This is a genomic window from Bradyrhizobium sp. Rc2d (assembly GCF_900099855.1).
GTDB lineage: Bacteria > Pseudomonadota > Alphaproteobacteria > Rhizobiales > Xanthobacteraceae > Bradyrhizobium.
The window spans coordinates 1-17041 of the sequence record NZ_FNCU01000064.1; the positions used below are offsets into that span (position 1 = coordinate 1).

At 65.6% G+C, this 17041-nt stretch carries 15 protein-coding genes; 4 read left to right on the forward strand and 11 right to left on the reverse strand.

Going from position 1 to position 17041, the window contains the following annotated elements:
• The first annotated feature begins 505 nt into the window (after positions 1-505).
• Both BLV07_RS41170 and BLV07_RS41175 read left to right on the forward strand, forming a co-directional pair.
• A complete protein-coding gene (locus BLV07_RS41170) occupies positions 506-679 on the forward strand; it encodes a hypothetical protein (protein WP_164934497.1) in 174 nt (57 codons plus the stop codon).
• 117 nt (positions 680-796) lie between these two features.
• Entirely contained in the window at positions 797-1471 is a 675-nt protein-coding gene (locus BLV07_RS41175; protein ID WP_091897972.1) for a methyltransferase family protein, read from the forward strand.
• Positions 1472-1499: 28 nt separating this feature from the next.
• Here BLV07_RS41175 and BLV07_RS41180 read toward each other — a convergent pair whose 3' ends face one another.
• The 10 genes from BLV07_RS41180 to flgB form a co-directional block, all read right to left on the reverse strand.
• A complete protein-coding gene (locus BLV07_RS41180) occupies positions 1500-2207 on the reverse strand; it encodes a glutathione S-transferase (protein WP_091897974.1) in 708 nt (235 codons plus the stop codon).
• A gap of 238 nt (positions 2208-2445) precedes the next feature.
• A complete protein-coding gene (locus BLV07_RS41185) occupies positions 2446-3126 on the reverse strand; it encodes a lectin (RefSeq protein WP_091897976.1) in 681 nt (226 codons plus the stop codon).
• Positions 3127-3278: 152 nt separating this feature from the next.
• The gene (locus tag BLV07_RS41190; RefSeq protein ID WP_091897978.1) at positions 3279-4268 is read right to left on the reverse strand and encodes a Tim44 domain-containing protein; all 990 of its coding nucleotides are present in this window, start codon (positions 4266-4268) and stop codon (positions 3279-3281) included.
• 301 nt (positions 4269-4569) lie between these two features.
• Positions 4570-7152 (reverse strand): cell cycle histidine kinase CckA, encoded by a 2583-nt coding sequence (gene cckA, locus BLV07_RS41195; protein WP_091897980.1) that lies wholly within the window; start codon positions 7150-7152, stop codon positions 4570-4572.
• 154 nt (positions 7153-7306) lie between these two features.
• Entirely contained in the window at positions 7307-8386 is a 1080-nt protein-coding gene (gene flhB / locus BLV07_RS41200) for a flagellar biosynthesis protein FlhB (protein ID WP_091897982.1), read from the reverse strand.
• A 7-nt stretch (positions 8387-8393) separates the two neighbouring features.
• Positions 8394-9164 carry a flagellar biosynthetic protein FliR gene (fliR, locus tag BLV07_RS41205; protein WP_091897984.1) on the reverse strand — a complete coding sequence of 257 codons (771 nt, stop codon included), beginning with the start codon at positions 9162-9164 and terminating at the stop codon, positions 8394-8396.
• Between the two features lie 17 nt (positions 9165-9181).
• On the reverse strand, positions 9182-9445 hold the full coding sequence (gene fliQ, locus BLV07_RS41210) for a flagellar biosynthesis protein FliQ (RefSeq protein WP_011088555.1): 264 nt from the start codon (positions 9443-9445) through the stop codon (positions 9182-9184).
• A gap of 166 nt (positions 9446-9611) precedes the next feature.
• Positions 9612-9920 (reverse strand): flagellar hook-basal body complex protein FliE, encoded by a 309-nt coding sequence (fliE, locus tag BLV07_RS41215; protein WP_091897986.1) that lies wholly within the window; start codon positions 9918-9920, stop codon positions 9612-9614.
• A 16-nt stretch (positions 9921-9936) separates the two neighbouring features.
• Positions 9937-10362, reverse strand: a complete 426-nt coding sequence (gene flgC, locus BLV07_RS41220) for a flagellar basal body rod protein FlgC (protein WP_091897988.1) — start codon at positions 10360-10362, stop codon at positions 9937-9939.
• 18 nt (positions 10363-10380) lie between these two features.
• Positions 10381-10785 carry a flagellar basal body rod protein FlgB gene (gene flgB / locus BLV07_RS41225; RefSeq protein ID WP_091897990.1) on the reverse strand — a complete coding sequence of 135 codons (405 nt, stop codon included), beginning with the start codon at positions 10783-10785 and terminating at the stop codon, positions 10381-10383.
• A gap of 352 nt (positions 10786-11137) precedes the next feature.
• Here flgB and BLV07_RS41230 point away from each other — a divergent pair, with 352 nt between their 5' ends.
• Both BLV07_RS41230 and fliP read left to right on the forward strand, forming a co-directional pair.
• Positions 11138-12106: a flagellar biosynthetic protein FliO gene (locus BLV07_RS41230; RefSeq protein ID WP_091897992.1), complete on the forward strand. Its 969-nt coding sequence runs from the start codon at positions 11138-11140 to the stop codon at positions 12104-12106.
• Positions 12103-12861 (forward strand): flagellar type III secretion system pore protein FliP, encoded by a 759-nt coding sequence (fliP, locus tag BLV07_RS41235; RefSeq protein WP_091897994.1) that lies wholly within the window; start codon positions 12103-12105, stop codon positions 12859-12861. The genes BLV07_RS41230 and fliP overlap by 4 nt, the downstream gene beginning before the upstream one ends.
• 253 nt (positions 12862-13114) lie before the next feature.
• Here fliP and BLV07_RS41240 read toward each other — a convergent pair whose 3' ends face one another.
• Positions 13115-16849 (reverse strand): tetratricopeptide repeat protein, encoded by a 3735-nt coding sequence (locus tag BLV07_RS41240; RefSeq protein ID WP_176946102.1) that lies wholly within the window; start codon positions 16847-16849, stop codon positions 13115-13117.
• Positions 16850-17041: the final 192 nt, after the last annotated feature.

A 17041-nucleotide genomic window follows, 5' to 3' on the forward strand; every position in this document is an offset into this window, starting at 1 on the left:
ACCGCCCGGATCATCTGGGCCATGCTGGTCAAAGGAGAAACCTACCGAGACCGCGCGAGCGCGCCGGCTGCGGCCTAGTTGAGGGGCAACAGCCGCCGCGCTCGCGCTCCATGCCTATCGGAAGGGCACTAAAGGTGTGATGGCAAATGGTCTGGAAACCGGGATCGAAACACTCCGCATCGTCATCGCGCGTCACAGCGCGCCGCAATGATTGGAATTCGATCAGCGATCTCCATCAGGGCCCGCGGTCAATGGCCGCTTCTCGAGGCCGTATACATGACCGCTCCCCGATTCATTTGCTGAAGCACCAAAAGCCCTTGCCGAGAGGGGGCCGTCCATACATGACGGTGGAGAGAGCCGCGATTCTCTTAAGACTTGCACGCGCGGAAGCTAAAGGCAGCCCAATCCCGCCAAGCGAATTCCCTCGCATTTTAACGATTGCCTTGAAGGAAACTTCGCTCCTCGCGGGGCAGGCTCAGTTGTTTCCATGTGTGAGGTTTTGCGGATGAAGGTTTCCACCGTTGCGCCGCCGCCGATCGCGATCGTGGTTCCGAGCTACGACACGACCAAGCAGCAGGACGATCAGGCCAAGGTCAACGACGATGATCCGACCTACAAGCCGCAGCCGCCCGCGCCGCTGCCGCCGGGTCAGGGCACGCGGATCGATCAGCTCGCCTGATCAGGCTTGCCAAAGCTGAAGCGCCCGATCCGGTCGATCGGGCCTTTTGCGCATCCGGCCGCATCTTTGCCGGATAGCAGGACCACTATCATGCGCGCTCATCCTGGGACCCTGCGCATGATCGCACGCCTCCTGTTGCAGAACACGATCTTCGTCGTCGGCATGGGCGCGTTGCTGTTCGTATCCGCCGGAACGCTGCACTGGCCTTCGGCCTGGGTGCTCCTCGCCACCTCCGCCCTGCTCGGTCCGCTCTGCGGCTGGTGGCTCTACCGGATCGATCCGGCTCTGCTCGCCGAACGTCTGCGGCCGGTCCTGCAACGGGATCAGCCCGCCGCCGACAAAATGTTCATGACGGTCTTTGTCGTGGCGATGCTGGCCTGGCTGGTCGCGATGGGCCTCGACGGGCGCATTCAATCCTCCGAGATGCCGGTTGCGTTCCAGATCCTCGGCCTCGGGCTGTTCCTGGCCTCGACACTGTTCACGATGTGGGTCTTCCGCGAGAACTCGTTCGCCGCGCCCGTGGTGAAGCTGCAAACCGAGCGCGCGCAGCACGTGATCTCGACCGGTCCCTACGCCTATGTCCGCCATCCCATGTACAGCGGCATGGTCCTGTTCTTCACCGGCGTGCCGTTGTTGCTTGGGTCGTGGTGGGGACTTGCGATGATACCGCTCTTCATCGCCTTGTTCGCGATCCGCATCCCTATCGAGGAGCGCACCTTGCGCGAGGGCCTACCAGGCTATGCCGACTATGCGGCGCGGGTGCGCTATCGCCTGGTGCCGGGCGTTTGGTGAGGGCAGATCACTTTCCCATTCGGACCGGCTAACCATCCAGTTCGCGATAGCGGCGGAAGATGCCCTGCTCGTTGAAGGCAATGCGGCGGTCGCTGTCGAGATAGGCCTTGATGTTGGGCCGTGCGGCGATGCGGTCGCGCAGGCCGAGGAGGCGCGGGATATCTGTCTCGAACGCCTTCATGCGCTTGGGGAACGCATAGCGCAGCCCCGCGACGATTTGGAACAGCGAGAGATCGACATAAGTCAGTCTGCGTCCCGTGACATAGGTGCCGCCACTCTCAGTGAGAAGCTGCTCGAAATAACCGAGATATTTCGGCACGCGCTCGCTCCAGAAATCGGCGGTGCGCTTCTTCGCCGGCGGCTTCTGATCTTCGTAGTAGAGCGAGGGCCCGAGCGGATGATGGGTGTCGTGGATCTCGACGACGAGGTCGGTGATGGTGAGCTGAAGCTGGTGCACCCAGAGCCTGCCGCCTTCGGTCTTCGGCGCGAGGCCATGGCGGGCGCCGAGATAGAGCAGGATGTTGGCGGTCTGGCCGATGACGAGCTTGCCCACTTTCAGGAACGGTGGGGCAAAGGGCGGCGTGCCCCCATGCGCGTCCATCATCTTCATCATCGCAGCTGTCCCGCGCGGTCCGCGCGCGACATCGACGTAGGCGGCGCCCGCTTCCTCCAGCGCCAGCCGCACATATTCGCCGCGGCCCTGAATCTCGGGCCAATAATAGAGCTCGTATTTCATGGGAGGAGTCCGTGAGCGTTGCGGGCGACGGGATCAATGTAACACGTGCCCGAAAGTTCCGTCGGAGTGAGACGGAGCGGCGGTACCACACACTCCGTCATTGCGAGGAGCCCTTGCGACGAAGCAATCCAGACTGTCTCCGCGGAGGGATTCTGGATTGCTTCGTCGCTTCAGCGCAAAATTGCTTCGCAATTTTGTCGCTACGCTCCTCGCAATGACGGAAGAGACAGCTCACGCCTCAATTCGCCGCGAAACAATACAGCAGGCCGTCACCGCCGGTGCTCTTCAGATCCGCCTGCGAGCAGCCGCCGTCGGGACCGCGCGAGGGGTGAGAGCTGTTCCAAGATTTCGAGGGCTCGTCGTCGCGCAGACCACGTCGATCGAGATGGCCGACCATCGCGACGCCTTGCGTGCTCGATGTCCAGTTCTTGCAGGTGCGATCGTCCGGACCGGCAAAAGCGGTGCCGTCTGGTTGCGATCCCGTGAGCACGTCATGCCGGTTTGGCTGGTCGCCAACACCATTGATCCCCTCGCCCTTCTCGCTGAGCGCGGTCTGCTTGGTGAGGTTGTTGGCCGCGCCGTGCAGGTCGGCAACGTCCTTGGCGATCACCGCGCCCTTGGCGTTCTGCCACGGTCCCTTGCCGATGCGGTCCCGGGCGTTGACCGCCGGCTTGCCGTCGGCTGCCTGTGTCGAGAGATAGGCGCGCCAGGTCCTGGTGCCGGCGCCCGCGGCTTGTGCAAGCTTCTGACATTGCGCGTCGGCTCCCTCGAGGCCGCCGAGATCGGCACCCTTGCCGGGGCCGTTGGACGTCACGAAGAACGTCATGTCGGCCGATTGCGCCTGCGCCGATGGCGCCGCAAGCAAGGTCATTGCGAGCGCGAGGCCTGAAATCGTCACGGATCTCTCGGTGCGGATCATATTGTCCTCCGGTTGTACTTGTCGTTGGCCGCCTGATTTCAACCCGACGCACGCCCGCTTATTCCGATGCGGGGCGTCCAAAAGAAGAGGCGTCCAAAAGAAAAAGGCGCCGTGCGGGAGCACGACGCCTTGGTTCCTCGTGTCGCGAGCGATCAGTTGGTCTGCTGGATCGCCGACAATTCCCACCCGGTACTCGGCCGGCGGGCGAACGTCCAGATCTCGGTCGCCTCGCCCGGCTGCTCGCTACCGGCCACGACTGCGCCGGTATTGCGGTCGACCGTCTTGTCGATGAGCCCGAAGCGCAGCGCCACCGTGGCGTAGTCCGTCTCGCCTTCGCGCCAGGCTTCCGCGAGGTCGCCCTGCAACAGTTTGACGTTGGTCACCTTGTTGACGACGTTGCGCGCGCGGTTCTGGCCGAGATCCTGCTCGAAATAGGAGACCATCTCTGGCGTCGCGAGCGTGTGCAGCTTGGCCACGTCCTCGTTCGACCAGGCGGTCTGGATTTCGCCAAGCAGGCGCTCGAACGCCTCATAGTCGTCCGGCTTGATCTCGAGCGGCGCGCTGTTGGCGCCGAAGCCGAAGCCACCAAGACCGCTGCGATAGTTCGGCTGCGGTCCTTGGCCTGCGCCCGCATTAGCATTGGCATAGGCCGGCTGCGACGTGTGGCGGCGCTGCCACCAGGACATCGCCAGCCGCACCACGAGCACCACCAGCGCGATCTGGATGATCAGGCCCAGGATCGAGGACAGGCCGCCGAGGCCGCCAAAGAGGCCGCCGCCGAACAGCATGCCCAGCAGGCCGGCGCCGAGGAAGCCGGCCGCAAGGCCGCCCAGGAAGCCGCCGCCGCGGCCGAACAGGCCGCCGCGCGCCGGCGCGGTCGCGGCCGAATTCATGCCTGCGCCCGGCTGGGTGTAGGTGCGGTTGAACTGCGAGGTGGAGCCCGGCGCAGTCGTGGTCGACGGCGGCGCCGAATAGGTGCGCGAGCCGCGCGAACCCGACGAGAAGCCGCCGCCGACGCGGGCGTCAGCGGACGAGATCGCCAGTGCGGTCGGCAGCGCAAGCGCCAGCACGACAGCAATGGTCTTGAAGAGACTGCGGGAGCCTTGCGAGAAAGTCATGTGCGTTTCCCAAATCCCCGGCATGGGGACGTGCGCTTAAGATGGGCAGACTTCCCGAAAAGTGAAGCCGCTTTCGGAACCTATTGCTGCGGCCCTCAGTCGCGGGGATGTGGCAAAAACCCATATTTGGCGGGGGTTTGGCCGGGGCGTGGGAAGGAACTGCGGTCGCGGGTTACCGCCGCTACTGCGACGAAAGTTCCGCTTTCTCCCCCGTCATTGCGAGGAGCCCTTGCGACGAAGCAATCCAGACTGCCCACCGCGGAAAGACTCTGGATTGCTTCGCTGCGCTCGCAATGACGGAGAATGTGGAGAGGGCGTGCGCATCTCACCCAGCCTTCGTCATCGTTTCCTTCACCGCCGCCACGAGCTGGCTCAGCGTAAACGGTTTTGGCAGGAAGTCGAACTGCTGGCCCTCGGGGAGGCTCTTCTCGAACGCATCCTCGGCGTAGCCGGAAACGAAGATGAACTTGATGTCCGGGTTCTTCTCCCGCATCGCCTTCAGCAGCGTCGGGCCGTCCATCTCCGGCATCACCACGTCTGAGACGACGAGATCGATCGCGCCGCTCTCCTCCTCCAGCACCTCCATGGCCTCGACGCCGTTCTCGGCCTCGACCACGGTGTAGCCGCGCGAGCGCAGGCCCCGCGCGTTCAGGGCACGCAGGCCCTCTTCGTCTTCGACGAGAAGGATGGTGCCTTGGCCGGTGAGATCGGTGCGCGGCTTGGCCTCCGCCGCCGGTGCGGCTTCCTTCGCGGCGCCATTGGCCGCGCTGACAACTGCTGCGGGCTGCTCGACCTGCACCTCCGGCTCGGCATGATGGCGCGGCAGGAAGATATGGAACGAGGTGCCCTGCCCCGGCTCGGAATCGACGTAGATGAAACCGCCGGTCTGCTTGACGATGCCGTAGACGGTGGAAAGCCCGAGCCCGGTCCCCTTGCCGACCTCTTTCGTCGAAAAGAACGGCTCAAAAATCTTGTCGCGGATGTCGGCGGGGATGCCAGTGCCGGTGTCGGCGACCTCGATCCGGACATAGTCGGCGGCTGGCATGCCCTTGTAAGCGAGCTTGCCCGCGTCTTCGCTGCTGACGTTTGCGGTGCGGATGATCAGCTTGCCACCATCAGGCATGGCGTCGCGCGCGTTCACCGCGAGATTGACGATCACCTGCTCGAACTGGGAGACGTCGACCTTTACCGGCCAAAGATCGCGGCCGTGGACGAGGTCGAGCTTGACCTTCTCGCCGATCAGCCGGCGCAGCAGCATGGTGAGATCACTCAAGGCATCGCCGAGATCGAGCACCTGCGGCCGCAGCGTCTGCCGCCGCGAGAACGCCAGCAGCTGCCGCACCAGGGTCGCGGCGCGCGTCGCGTTCTGCTTGATCTGCATGATGTCCTGGAACGACGGATCGGTCGGCTTGTGCGCGTTCAGCAGGAAGTCGTTCGCCATCATGATGGCGGAGAGCACGTTGTTGAAGTCGTGGGCGATGCCGCCGGCGAGCTGGCCGACCGTCTCCATCTTCTGCGACTGGTTGATCTGGTTCTCGAGCGCGCGCCGCTCGGTGGTCTCGAGCATGTGCACGATGGCGGCTTCCGCCTCGTTCTCGGCCGCATCGACCGGCGTGACGAAGAACTGGCCCCAGCGTTCCTTGGTCCCTTCCAGCGCCACCTCGACCGGCGCGATGTCGGCCCGGCCTTCGGCGGCCTGGTTGATGGCCGCGATCAACAGGTGCCGGTCGCGGGAATTGACCGCGCGGAAGATCGACTTGGAGGCGCTGTCGAGCCCGAGCGCCTGTCCGAGCTTGGCATAGCGCGCATTCGCGCGCACGACGTTGCCGCCGCGATCCACGGTCGCGATCGCCATTGGCGTGTGGTCGAAGAAGCGCATGAAGCGCACCTCGGCGGCGCGGTCGGGATCGCTGCGCTCGTCGCGGGCGCGGCTGATCACGAGCGTGCGCGACGGCCCCGGCGCGCCGTCGGCACCGAAGGCGAGCTTGTGATAGAGCCGCACCGGCATGGTCTTGCCCGTGCGCATGCGCAGGTCGATGTCGAAGACCTCGGTCTTCACCTCGCCCGGCACCGCCACGATCGAGGTCAGCAGCGAGGCGCCGTCGCCGGAGACGATGTCGGTGAGCTTCAATCCACCCGAGCCGATCTCGGCGAGGTCGTAGTCCAGCCAGTTCGCCAGCGTCGCGTTGACATAGGCGAGCTCGCCGGCCGGATTGACCGAGAAGAAGCCGCAAGGCGCGTGATCGAGATATTCGATCGCGTGCTGGAGCTCCTGGAACACGTCTTCCTGGCGCTCGCGGTCGCGGGTGATGTCGGCGATCGACCACACCGCATATTTCGCCTCGCGCTTGCCGGTGCCGAGCGGGCGCACCCGCATGCGCAGCCAGCGGCCCTGATTGCCGTCCTGGCCGGAGATGCGCACCTCCTCCTGCTGCCGCTTGCCTTCGCGGGCGGCTTTGAGCAGGCGGAACACGGCTTCGGAGACGTCGGGGTTGCCGATGAAGACGCGCTCGACGGGACGCACGTCCTGGGGGCCGGTGGCGCCGGTCAGCGTCAGATAGGCCGCGTTGGAATAGACCACATGCCCGCGTGCATCGGTGACCGCGAGCCCGTCGAAGGCGTGATCGGAGATGCGGGCAATGATGGGATCGTCGAGATTACGGTCGGCGAAGCGGATGATGCCGGCGGCGAAGGCAAACAGGTTGAACAGGCCGACCATCGCCAGCACGGCGAGAATGCCGAGGATATAGGGCTGCGCCTGCGCGCGCCCGAGCGTCATCAGCCCGACGGCGACCGCGACGAGGCCGGCGGCCACCAGCAGCACCAGCGCGATGCTGCCCGAGCGCGGCGACGGCTCGTGCGCCGCAACGGGCTCGCGTGTGAGGTCGTGGTCGGTCTCAGCAGTCATCTCAAGCTGGCGCAGCCTGTCGGCAGAGAATCAACGCGCTCAGGGGCGCGCGGGGTCCTCCCTGCCTGAATCGGACCCAAAGGTGCAAGGGCAGCAGGAGCGAAAGGTACGCTGATTCCCAGATTACGGCCATTTCCGGTACTTTTCCGGCATTTTATCCCCGCCCCGCGCCGAATCCGCGCTTCAGCCGCATGACGTAGCCGATGACTTCGGCGACCGCATGGTAGTGCTCGGTCGGGATTTCCTGGTCGATGTCGACGGTGGCGTAGAGCGCACGGGCGAGCGGCACGTTCTCGACGATCGGGATGTCGTGCTCGCGCGCGATCTCCCGGATCTTGAAGGCGAGGTTGTCGACACCTTTGGCGACGCAGATCGGCGCCGACATGCCGCGCTCGTAGGACAGCGCCACCGAATAGTGGGTCGGGTTGGTGATGATCACGGAGGCCTTGGGAACCGCCGCCATCATGCGCTTCTTGGCGCGCTGCTGCCGGAGTTGCCTGATCTTGCCCTTGATGTGCGGATCGCCTTCGGACTGCTTGAACTCTTCCTTGATCTCCTGGAGTGACATCTTCTGCCGCTGGAACCAGCTGCGGTACTGGAAGAAATAGTCGGCGATGGCGACGATCGCGAGCGCCGCTACCACCGCGCCGAGCAGATGGATGGTCATGCTGGTGGTGGCGCCCAGCATCGCGGCCGGATCGAGCTTGACCATCGCCTCCATGCGATGCCGCTCCGGCCACAGGATCATAGTCATGACCACGCTGAGCGCGATCAGCTTGCCGAGGCCTTTCAGGAAGTTCGCCGCCGCCTGCTTGCCGAAGATGCGCTTGAAGCCGGCGCCGGGCGAGATCTTATTGAATTTGGGTTTTAGGGATTCGGCCGACCACACCAGACGGTGCTGGAGCATGTTGCCGGCAATTGCCGCCAGCACCAGCATCAAGAGGGGCACGCCGATTGCCGTGAGCACGGCGAACTCGATCTGCTGCATCAGCGCGAGCAGAGCCTTGCCATCGGTCTTGATCATCCAGGAATTGGCGAGCAAGTTGCGCATCGGCGTCAGCAGCCCGCTGCCGACCGAGCCCGAGAAGGTCGAGACCACGAGCGTGCCGCCCGCCATCATGAACCAGGTGTTGATCTCCTGGCTCTTGGCGACGTCGCCGCGTTCGAGCGCATCGTCGAGGCGCTTTTGCGTCGGGTCTTCTGTTTGACTCTCGGGATCGTTGTCTTCCGCCATCGATCACCTATTTGAGCGGCATCATCTGGTGCATGACACCGATGAAATAGTCGAGAAACGTACCCATCATCGCCGTGAGCACCACGGCGAGGACCAGAAAGCCCGCGAAGATCGAGAGCGGCACGCCGACGAAATAGACCTGCATCTGTGGCATCAGCCGCGCCAGCACACCTAACCCGATGTTGAAGACGAGGCCGAACACCAGAAACGGTCCGGAGAGCTGCAAGCCCAGGCGGAACGCGGCTGCAAAGGCCCGCGTTGCCAGCGAGGCGATGTCGCCGCTCGAGACGGTCTCGCCCGGCGAGAAGATCTTGTAACTGTCGTTCAGCGCCGCGATCACCAGATGGTGGCTGTCGGTGGCAAACAACAAGGTCACGCCCAGCATGGTCAGGAAATTGCCGACCAGCACGCCCTGCTGTCCCTGCGTCGGATCGACCGAGGTGACGAAGCCGAGCCCCATCTGCTGCGCGATCACGGAGCCGGCGACTTGCAGGGCCGAGAGCGTCACACGGGCGGTCGCGCCCAGCACGATTCCGATCGCGATCTCATGCAGCATCAGGACCAGGAGCGGCGCGAGCGAGCCCATGTCGACCTGATAGGCATTGCGGTGCAGGGGCAGGATGATCAGCGTGAGCAGCAGCGCGATCGACAGCTTGATCCGCGTCGGGATGTTGGTCTCACCCAGGCCCGGCAGCAGCATCACCATCGCACCGACCCGGGCGAAGGCGAGCATGAAGGAAGCGGCGAGCGCCGGCAGCAGCGAGACGTCGATGCGCATAGTTTACGCATCTTGCCTCAGCCGCCGATGATTCGCGACGAGATCCGCAGCATGTGGGCGTGGAGCGAGTCGGCCATGAACGGCAGCGCCAACAGCATCGTGGCGAAGATGGCCAGGATCTTCGGCACGTAGATCAGCGTCTGCTCCTGAATCTGAGTCAGCGCCTGGAACAGCGACACGATGACGCCGACCACGAGGCCGACCACCATCAGCGGCGACGACACGATCACGATGGTCCAGATCGCATCGCGCGCGACGTCAAGGGTTTCGGGTCCGGTCATTGCAAACTTCCTTTATTCCTTCATCCCAGCCAGCCCGGCGAGGAACAAGCGCCCACTCCCCCGTCATTGCGAGCGCAGCGAAGCAATCCAGACTGGCGCCTGCGGAAAGACTCTGGATTGCTTCGCTACGCTCGCAATGACGATTGGGGCGAGCGCCATTCCCTCATCAGATCGGCATCTTCATGATGTCTTCATAGGCCGCGATCACGCGATCGCGGACCGAGACCAGCGTGGACACCGCAACGTCGGTGTCGGCGACCGCCGTCACCACGTCCATCACGTTGGCCTTGCCGGCGGCCATCGCCACCGTCTGCGCGTCGGACTTGCGGCCGGACTCCATGACGCTGCCGACAGCGTCTTTCAGCAGCGAAGCGAAGGACTGTCCGCTGGGCTCGCCGCCCTTGCCGGCGCCGCCGTTCTCCAGCACGCGGGCGAGACTGGCATAAGCATTGGCGGCGATTGACGGTGATGCCATGGCTCAGATGTCCTGTTCAGCTCTTGAGGATGTCGAGGGTGCGCTGGATCATCCGGCGCGTCGCACTGATGATGTTGAGATTGGCCTCGTAGGACCGCTGCGCGTCGCGCATGTCGGTCATCTCGACCACCGAATTCACGTTGGGATATTTGACGTTGCCGCTCGCATCCGCGGCCGGATTGTTCGGCTCGTATTTGACGCGGAAGCTCGACTGGTCGGGCTTGATCCTGCCGAGCGTGACGACTTGCGCGTCGAGCGTGCGATCGAGCGCGGAAGAAAAGGTCGGCACCTTGCGCCGATAGGGATCGCCGCCGGATGTCTGCGAGGTCGAATCCGCGTTCGCGATGTTCTCCGAGATCACCCGCATGCGCCCGGCCTGGGCCCGCAGGCCGGAGGTCGCGATCGCCATCGAGCGGGCAAAATCGCTGCTGTCATTCGCCATGATCCGCTTCCTCTAGCTCTAGCCCTTGCCGATCGCGGTCTTGAGCAGGTGCAGGCTCTTCGAATAGAGCGAGGTCGCCGCCGCGTAGTCCATCTGGTTGCTGGCGGCCTTCATCATCTCCTCTTCGAGATTGACGGCGTTGCCCGCAGGACGGGTCTCAAAACCCGCATTCTTGTTCTGGTCGAATGCGGAGGCCGCGCCTGACGGCGTCATATGAGAGGCGCTGGTGCGGGCAAGGGCCAGAGGCCCCATCGAGCCCGTGACGGCGCCGGTCTTGTCGAGCTTCGGCTCGACCAGGTCGCGCGGCCGGAATTTGGGGGTGTCGGAGTTGGAGACGTTCTCGGACAGGACACGCTGGCGCTCCTGGTGCCACTGCATCTTGGTCCGAAGCGCCGACAGCACCGGGAGGTCGTTGATGGACATCGTTGCGGCTCCTTCCGCCCCTTCCGGACCTTGAGGTCCGTAGCTAGGCAGAATTTGCCGCCTGTATGGTTAACAGCTGGTTAAAGATGTCACGGGCATCTGTTCCCCGATGGCACACGAAATGCGCGCTTCGTGATTCGACGCTCCCAAAAGTGGCATTAACCCAACCGTTTGGCGGCGCGTATGCAGGCCAAGAAGTCGTTTTGGATCGAGCGATTCATAGGTTATTAAGAGTTGGGGACGGCAAAACTTGCCGTGGAACATTAAGAGATCGCAGTTTGGGGCATCGTAGGCCGGTGGTTGGCACGTTTGACCACGGGCACGAGAACAGCGCCATTTGTCGGGGACAAGTATGCAAGGCAGCCCTATCACCTTCATCGTCGCGTTCATCGTCGTTCTGGCGTTGATCGGCGTCGCTGCATGGCTGGTTCGCCGATTCGCCGGCAGCCGGCTGGGCGCCAACACCCAGCGCGGCAGGATGCCTCGGCTCGCCGTGATCGATGCCGCCGCCGTCGACGGCCGGCGGCGCCTGGTCCTGGTCCGGCGTGACAATGTCGAGCATCTCCTCATGATCGGCGGCCCGACGGACATCGTCGTCGAGCCCAACATCGTTCGCGCCGCGTCCGGCCGCGACCAGCTTCCGCAGCGTCCCAGCGCCACGGAACCGCCGCGCCTCGCCCCCATGCCCGATTCCGGCGGGTGGGCCGACGAAGCGCCGCGACCCGAACTGCTCGATCATCCCGAGCCGCAAATGCCCGAGCCGCCGCCGCGGCCCGCGCGCCCATCCTTCGCCGACGAAGTGCGCCGGCCCGCTCCCGTGCTGGGCGAACGCCGCAGCGAGCCGCTGGCCGGCTTCACGCCCGAGCCGGTCCCGCCGCGTCCCGAGCGCGAGCCACGGCCCGAGCCGCTGCCGCCGCGCATCGCCCGCGGCGAGCCGCCGCTGATGCCGCGTCCGCCGCGCCAGAGCGAGCCGCCGAAGATGCCGCCGGTGCGTGCCGAGCGCGCAGCAGCGCCGCCGCCTCCGCCCATTCCGCAGGCGCCGCCGGTTCCGCCACCGGCCCCCGCCGCTATCCCTTCGAGCGCCGAGCAGAATCTCGCCGAAATGGCCCAGCGGCTCGAAGCTGCGCTGCGCCGCCCGGCCGGCGAAACGGTCGCGCCTCCGGTTGCGCCGGAGCCGCCGGCCGCTCCCCCGCGCGCGGGGCGCAGCGAGCCGCCGGCACCACCATCCCCGCCCGCAAAGCCCGCCGCGGAAAAGACCAGCTTTGAAAATCTCGAAGACGAGATGGCCTCGCTGCTCGGCCGTCCGAAGCCGTCTTCGTGAGGTTGCCGGCCCTCCCGCGTAGAGTTCTTTTCCTTTCTGTCCTGGTCGGCGCGGCCTCGCTCGCGAGCCTTGCGCATGCGCAGGACATCAGCATCAACCTCGGCGGCGGCGCTGGCGGTGGCGGCGTCACCGAGCGCGCGATCCAGCTCATCGCCCTGCTCACGATCCTGTCGATCGCGCCGTCGATCCTGATCATGATGACGTCGTTCACGCGCATCGTGGTCGTGCTGTCGCTGCTGCGCACCGCGATGGGCACGGCGACCGCGCCGCCGAACTCGGTGATCATTGCGCTCGCGATGTTCCTCACCTTCTTCGTGATGGGGCCGGTCCTGCAGAAATCCTACGACGAGGGCATCCGCCCGCTCGTCGCCAACCAGGTCAGTGTCGAGGACGCACTTCAGCGCGCCTCGGTGCCCTTGCGCGGCTTCATGCAGAAGAACGTGCGCGAGAAGGATCTCAAGCTGTTCCTGGATCTCTCCGGCGAACAGCCGCCGGCCACGCCCGACGATCTCGCACTGCGCATCCTCGTCCCCGCCTTCATGATCTCCGAGCTGAAGCGCGCCTTCGAGATCGGCTTCCTGTTGTTCCTCCCCTTCCTGATCATCGACCTCGTCGTCGCTTCGGTGCTGATGTCGATGGGCATGATGATGCTGCCCCCGGCAACCATCTCGCTGCCGTTCAAGCTGATCTTCTTCGTCCTGGTCGACGGCTGGTCGCTGGTGGCGGGGAGCCTGGTGCAGAGCTACGGGGGATGAGGCCGATGCATCCGCAGTCATGCCCGCGAAGGGGCATCCTCTCCGCCCCCAGCGATAGCCTCCCGCCCCTCCCCGTCATTGCGAGGAGCCCTTGCGACGAAGCAATCCAGGCTGCCTCCGCGGAAAGATCCTGGATTGCTTCGCTGCGCTCGCAATGACGAGAATGGGGTGGCGACCTTCCGACACAACAGCGCTCGCGATGACGTAGACTGCGGCGCTGTCCCGGGCCGCACTTCGCGCGGCAGCAGGGATCCTACCGCGTCATCTTGATCTGCCGCACGACCGGGATCGTGGGCAGCGAGCCGGTGTGGTCGGACTCGTCGTTGGCCTGCGGTGCGCTAGGGGCGCGGGCGGTGGCGTCGGGGAAGCGCTGCTTCATCTCGCGCAGGAAGCCGTCGAGCGTATCGACGCTGGCAGCCAGCTTGGCGATCTCGGCGAATTCAGCGCTGGAGGCCGCCGCCGGCTTGCTTGCGATGTCGAAGGCGAGACGGTCGGCGCTCTCGCTCATCAGCGGCGCATATTTCTCGCGGAAGCGTGACAGGCCGATCGAATCGTCGGCGAGCGCGTAGCCGACTGCGGCGCGGATGATGTCGCTCTTCTCGACCGCATTGAGCGGCTTGAAGTCGCGGAAGCGCTCGCCGTAGTAGAGCTCGATCTGCTCGGCGGATTCGCGCCAGCGCCGCGCCGCCCAGAAGATGTCGGAGCGCAGGCGGAGCACTTCGCGCCCGGCGACGTTGGAAACGATATCGAGCGCGAGATCGTGACGGCCGACGTCGCTCTGCGCCCGCCCTTCCAGGAGCAGGCGCTGCTGCCTGAGCTCCCCGGAGAGGTCGCTGATGCGGCTCGCGCGCAGCGCGGTGATCGCCATATCGGGCTTGCGGTTGGCGAGATAGATCATGGCAAGGCGCGCGGCGACCTGGGCGCGGGCGGCGCCTTCGAGGCGGTGATCGACCTGGTATTGCAGGAGCTCGGCGGCCTGGTCGAGCAGATCGATCGAGGCGAGACGGTCGGCGAGACGGCGGATCAGTTCGTCGCCGCGGCGGCCGATCGGCGTGAGTTCGCGGAACTCGTAGAACATCCCGAGCGCCTCGACCGGCGGCAGCTCGTCGCCCTTGGGCCCTAAGAAGATCTGCGTGAACAGATCGGAGGCGAGATCCTGCGCCTGGCGCGAGGCTTCTGCGTTCGGCTGCAGCTTCGTCGCGGTGCGCGCCGCCGTGAGCGCGTCCCGGTAGCGCCCGTTCTCGGCATAGAGCTGCGACAGCATCTGGAGCGTCTTGACCTCGATCGCATCGCCGCGCCAGGTCATCGACAGCGTCTCGAGCTCGCGTAGCGCTTCTTCCTTGCCGATCTCGTCGCGCTTCTGACGTAGCGCGACCTCGAACTGCTTGGCCTCGGCCGCAGCCGGCCGGTCGTTCGAGGCGACCGCGAATTTGTAGTCGTCGAGCGCATCCTTGTCGTGGCCGAGCGCCTCGGCGAGCCGGCCGCGCAGCACGGCGAAGCCGGGCGCAGCCTCGGGCGAGACGCCGACGACCTCGAGCTCGCTGCGGCGCTTGGAGGCGCCGGCATAGTCCTTCACCTCGAGGGAAGCGCGCATCGCGTCCATCGTCACGATGCGCTGGATGTCGAGCGGCAGCGAGGCGATGGCGAACTCGACGTTCTTGAATTTCTCGCGCGCGTCCGCCCATTTGCCCTGGCGCGCATAGGCGAGCGCCTTCCAGAGCTGGGAATCGTGGCTGTTGCCGATCACGGGATTGGCGAGGTCCTTCAAGCCCTGCGCCGGCCGGCCGATCAGGATGTTCGCGATCGCATGCATGATCCGCGCGCCGCTCTCCTCCTTGTTGAGGGGATCGCTCAGCATCACGTCCGTCACGGCCTTGGCTTCGTGATACATGGCGCGCGACATGTAGAACTGCGCGAGGTCGAGCCGCGGCAGCGAACGCAGCGCGGGGTCGACGGCCGAGATCGCTGTCATCAGATCGCTCTGGCGCGTCCAGAAATTCTCCGACTGGCCCTTGCGCCAGCCTTCGGGGCTGAAGACCGGGCGCACCGCGGTCGGGGCGCGCTCGGCCGAGATGTCGACCGGCGACAGCGTCAGCCCGCCCTTCTTGCCGAGAATGACCTTGTCGGCGCCGACTTCGACGCCGACCTCGTCGGAGTTCGGCCGGATCGCGATGCCGTGCGCGGATTCCAGCAGCGAGAGATCGACGAGGTCCTGCCGCTTGATGAAGCCGCGCACCGGCCGCTGCGCGGTGACGACATAGAGCGTGTCGCCGGCATCGGGATCGGTGAGCTTGTGCAGAACGCCCGGATTGGCGAAGGGGATCGCGATGTTGGCGAGCGCAGGATCGGTGATGTTGCGCGACATCATCAGCGGCAGCGGCGTCGCCTGGATCTTGTCGGCGAGCGTCAGCAGCCAGTTGGTCTCCTTGCCGACCTCCTCGCTCGTCAGCGAGTAGACCAGCGGACGGGTGAGGCGGATGCGAACCGCCTGCCCCTTGTCGAGCGGCACGCGACCGACCTCGCCGATCATCGCGCCGCCCTTGGTGCGGATCGCCTCGACATCGATCGGCTTCGGTGTATCGAACACCAGCCAGACCGTGTCGCCGCGGCGGAACGCCGCCGCAGGCGTTGCGACCTGAAGCGGGAACGTCACGCGCAGGCCGTCGCTGTCGCGGCGCGCATCGACGCTGGCAATACCGGACTGCACCGCCGCCGGCGCCGACGCAGGAGCAGTCTTGGAAGCTTCCTTGGCAGCTTCCTTGACCGGCTCTTTCGCAGCTTCCTTCACGGCCTCTTGCGGTGCTTCGGCGGGCGCGGGCCTGGCAGGGGCGGCTTCGGCAACGGGCGGCGCCGGCTTGGAGGCTTCCATGGGCGCTGCTGGCGCCTGCGCAGCCTCAGTCGCGGGCGCCGGCTTCGGCGCTTCGACGGTCGGCATCGCGCCGGGCGCTTCCGGCTTCACCTCTGGCTTCACCTCTATTCTGGCTTCGCGCGCAATCGTCTCGGATGTCGGCGGCGCGATCTCGCGATGCGCGTCCTTCGGACTTTCGGCCGCCGGCTTTTCAGGCGCAGGCGCAGGCCCGTGACCTGCGGGCTTGAGCTGCGCGATCGCTGCCTCGGGCGTCGCCGCCGCCCTGCCCCTGTCCGGCTGGAAGGCGATGTCGACGACGTAGTTCTTCTCGTCGCGGAACGAATGCACGTCGGAATCGCCGATCAGCGCGATCTCGACACTGGTCTGGTCGATGTCGGCCTTCTGCTTGATCGAGGCGACGTTCGGCGGCGCGGCGACGACCGCGTCCGCCAGATCGAAATTGAGGTTGGCGTTGAACGCGAGCGTGAGCTTCTGCTCATTGAGCACGGAGGACACACCGACGCCGTCGGGCATCTCGAACACGAAGCGGACGAAGGTCGGCTGCACCGAGGCGCGCACGCGGATCTGCGGACGCTTCTTGGCCTCGGCTGCGGCGCGCTGCGCGCGCAGCGCGCGCTCGGCGACCCGGGCGCGCTCGGCCAGTTCCTTGACTACTTCCATCGGCAGGCTCGGCGGCGGCCCCTTCCACCCCTCGGGCAAGAGGTCGATGAAGGTGCGCTCGCCGGCATTCATGGTGTTGACGGTGACCCGGCGCGCCAGCGATAGGCGGATGGCGCCGCCATCGGGATCGCGCCGGGCGGAATTGACATAGTCGGGCGCGCCTTCCGGAACGCGGTCGACGGGTACGTCGACGGGCCGGTCGAAACGGATGACGAGAATGGAGCCGGCCGTGGTCACCTCGGAGGGAACGTCCTCGCCGAGCTTGATCACGAGACGGGCAAAACCGCCGCCGGCAGAAAAACTCGCCTCGCCCCTGACGGGATCGGCCGCCCGGGCAGGCCCCGCGAAGCCGATCAGCAGGCAGGCCGCGAGCACGGGCACCTTGCGGACATGACGCGACAATTGCCGCGCCAGGGCGCGGGCTCGCGTCAACAATCCAGCGGCAGCCTCTCGCGCCATTGGCGGCATTTCTTCCGGTCCGACAATCCATGCCGGCAATGGCGCCGGCCGGTGCCGTCGACTGTAGGTCTCGCCAATTAAGGACTTGTTAATGCTATATCTTGATTTGCTCTGGGGGCAGCACGCGGTGCCGGATCGAGCGTGGGCAGGTCCGCCAGCTTTGGATTTGAGAGGCAGGCGGTTAAGGAGTTG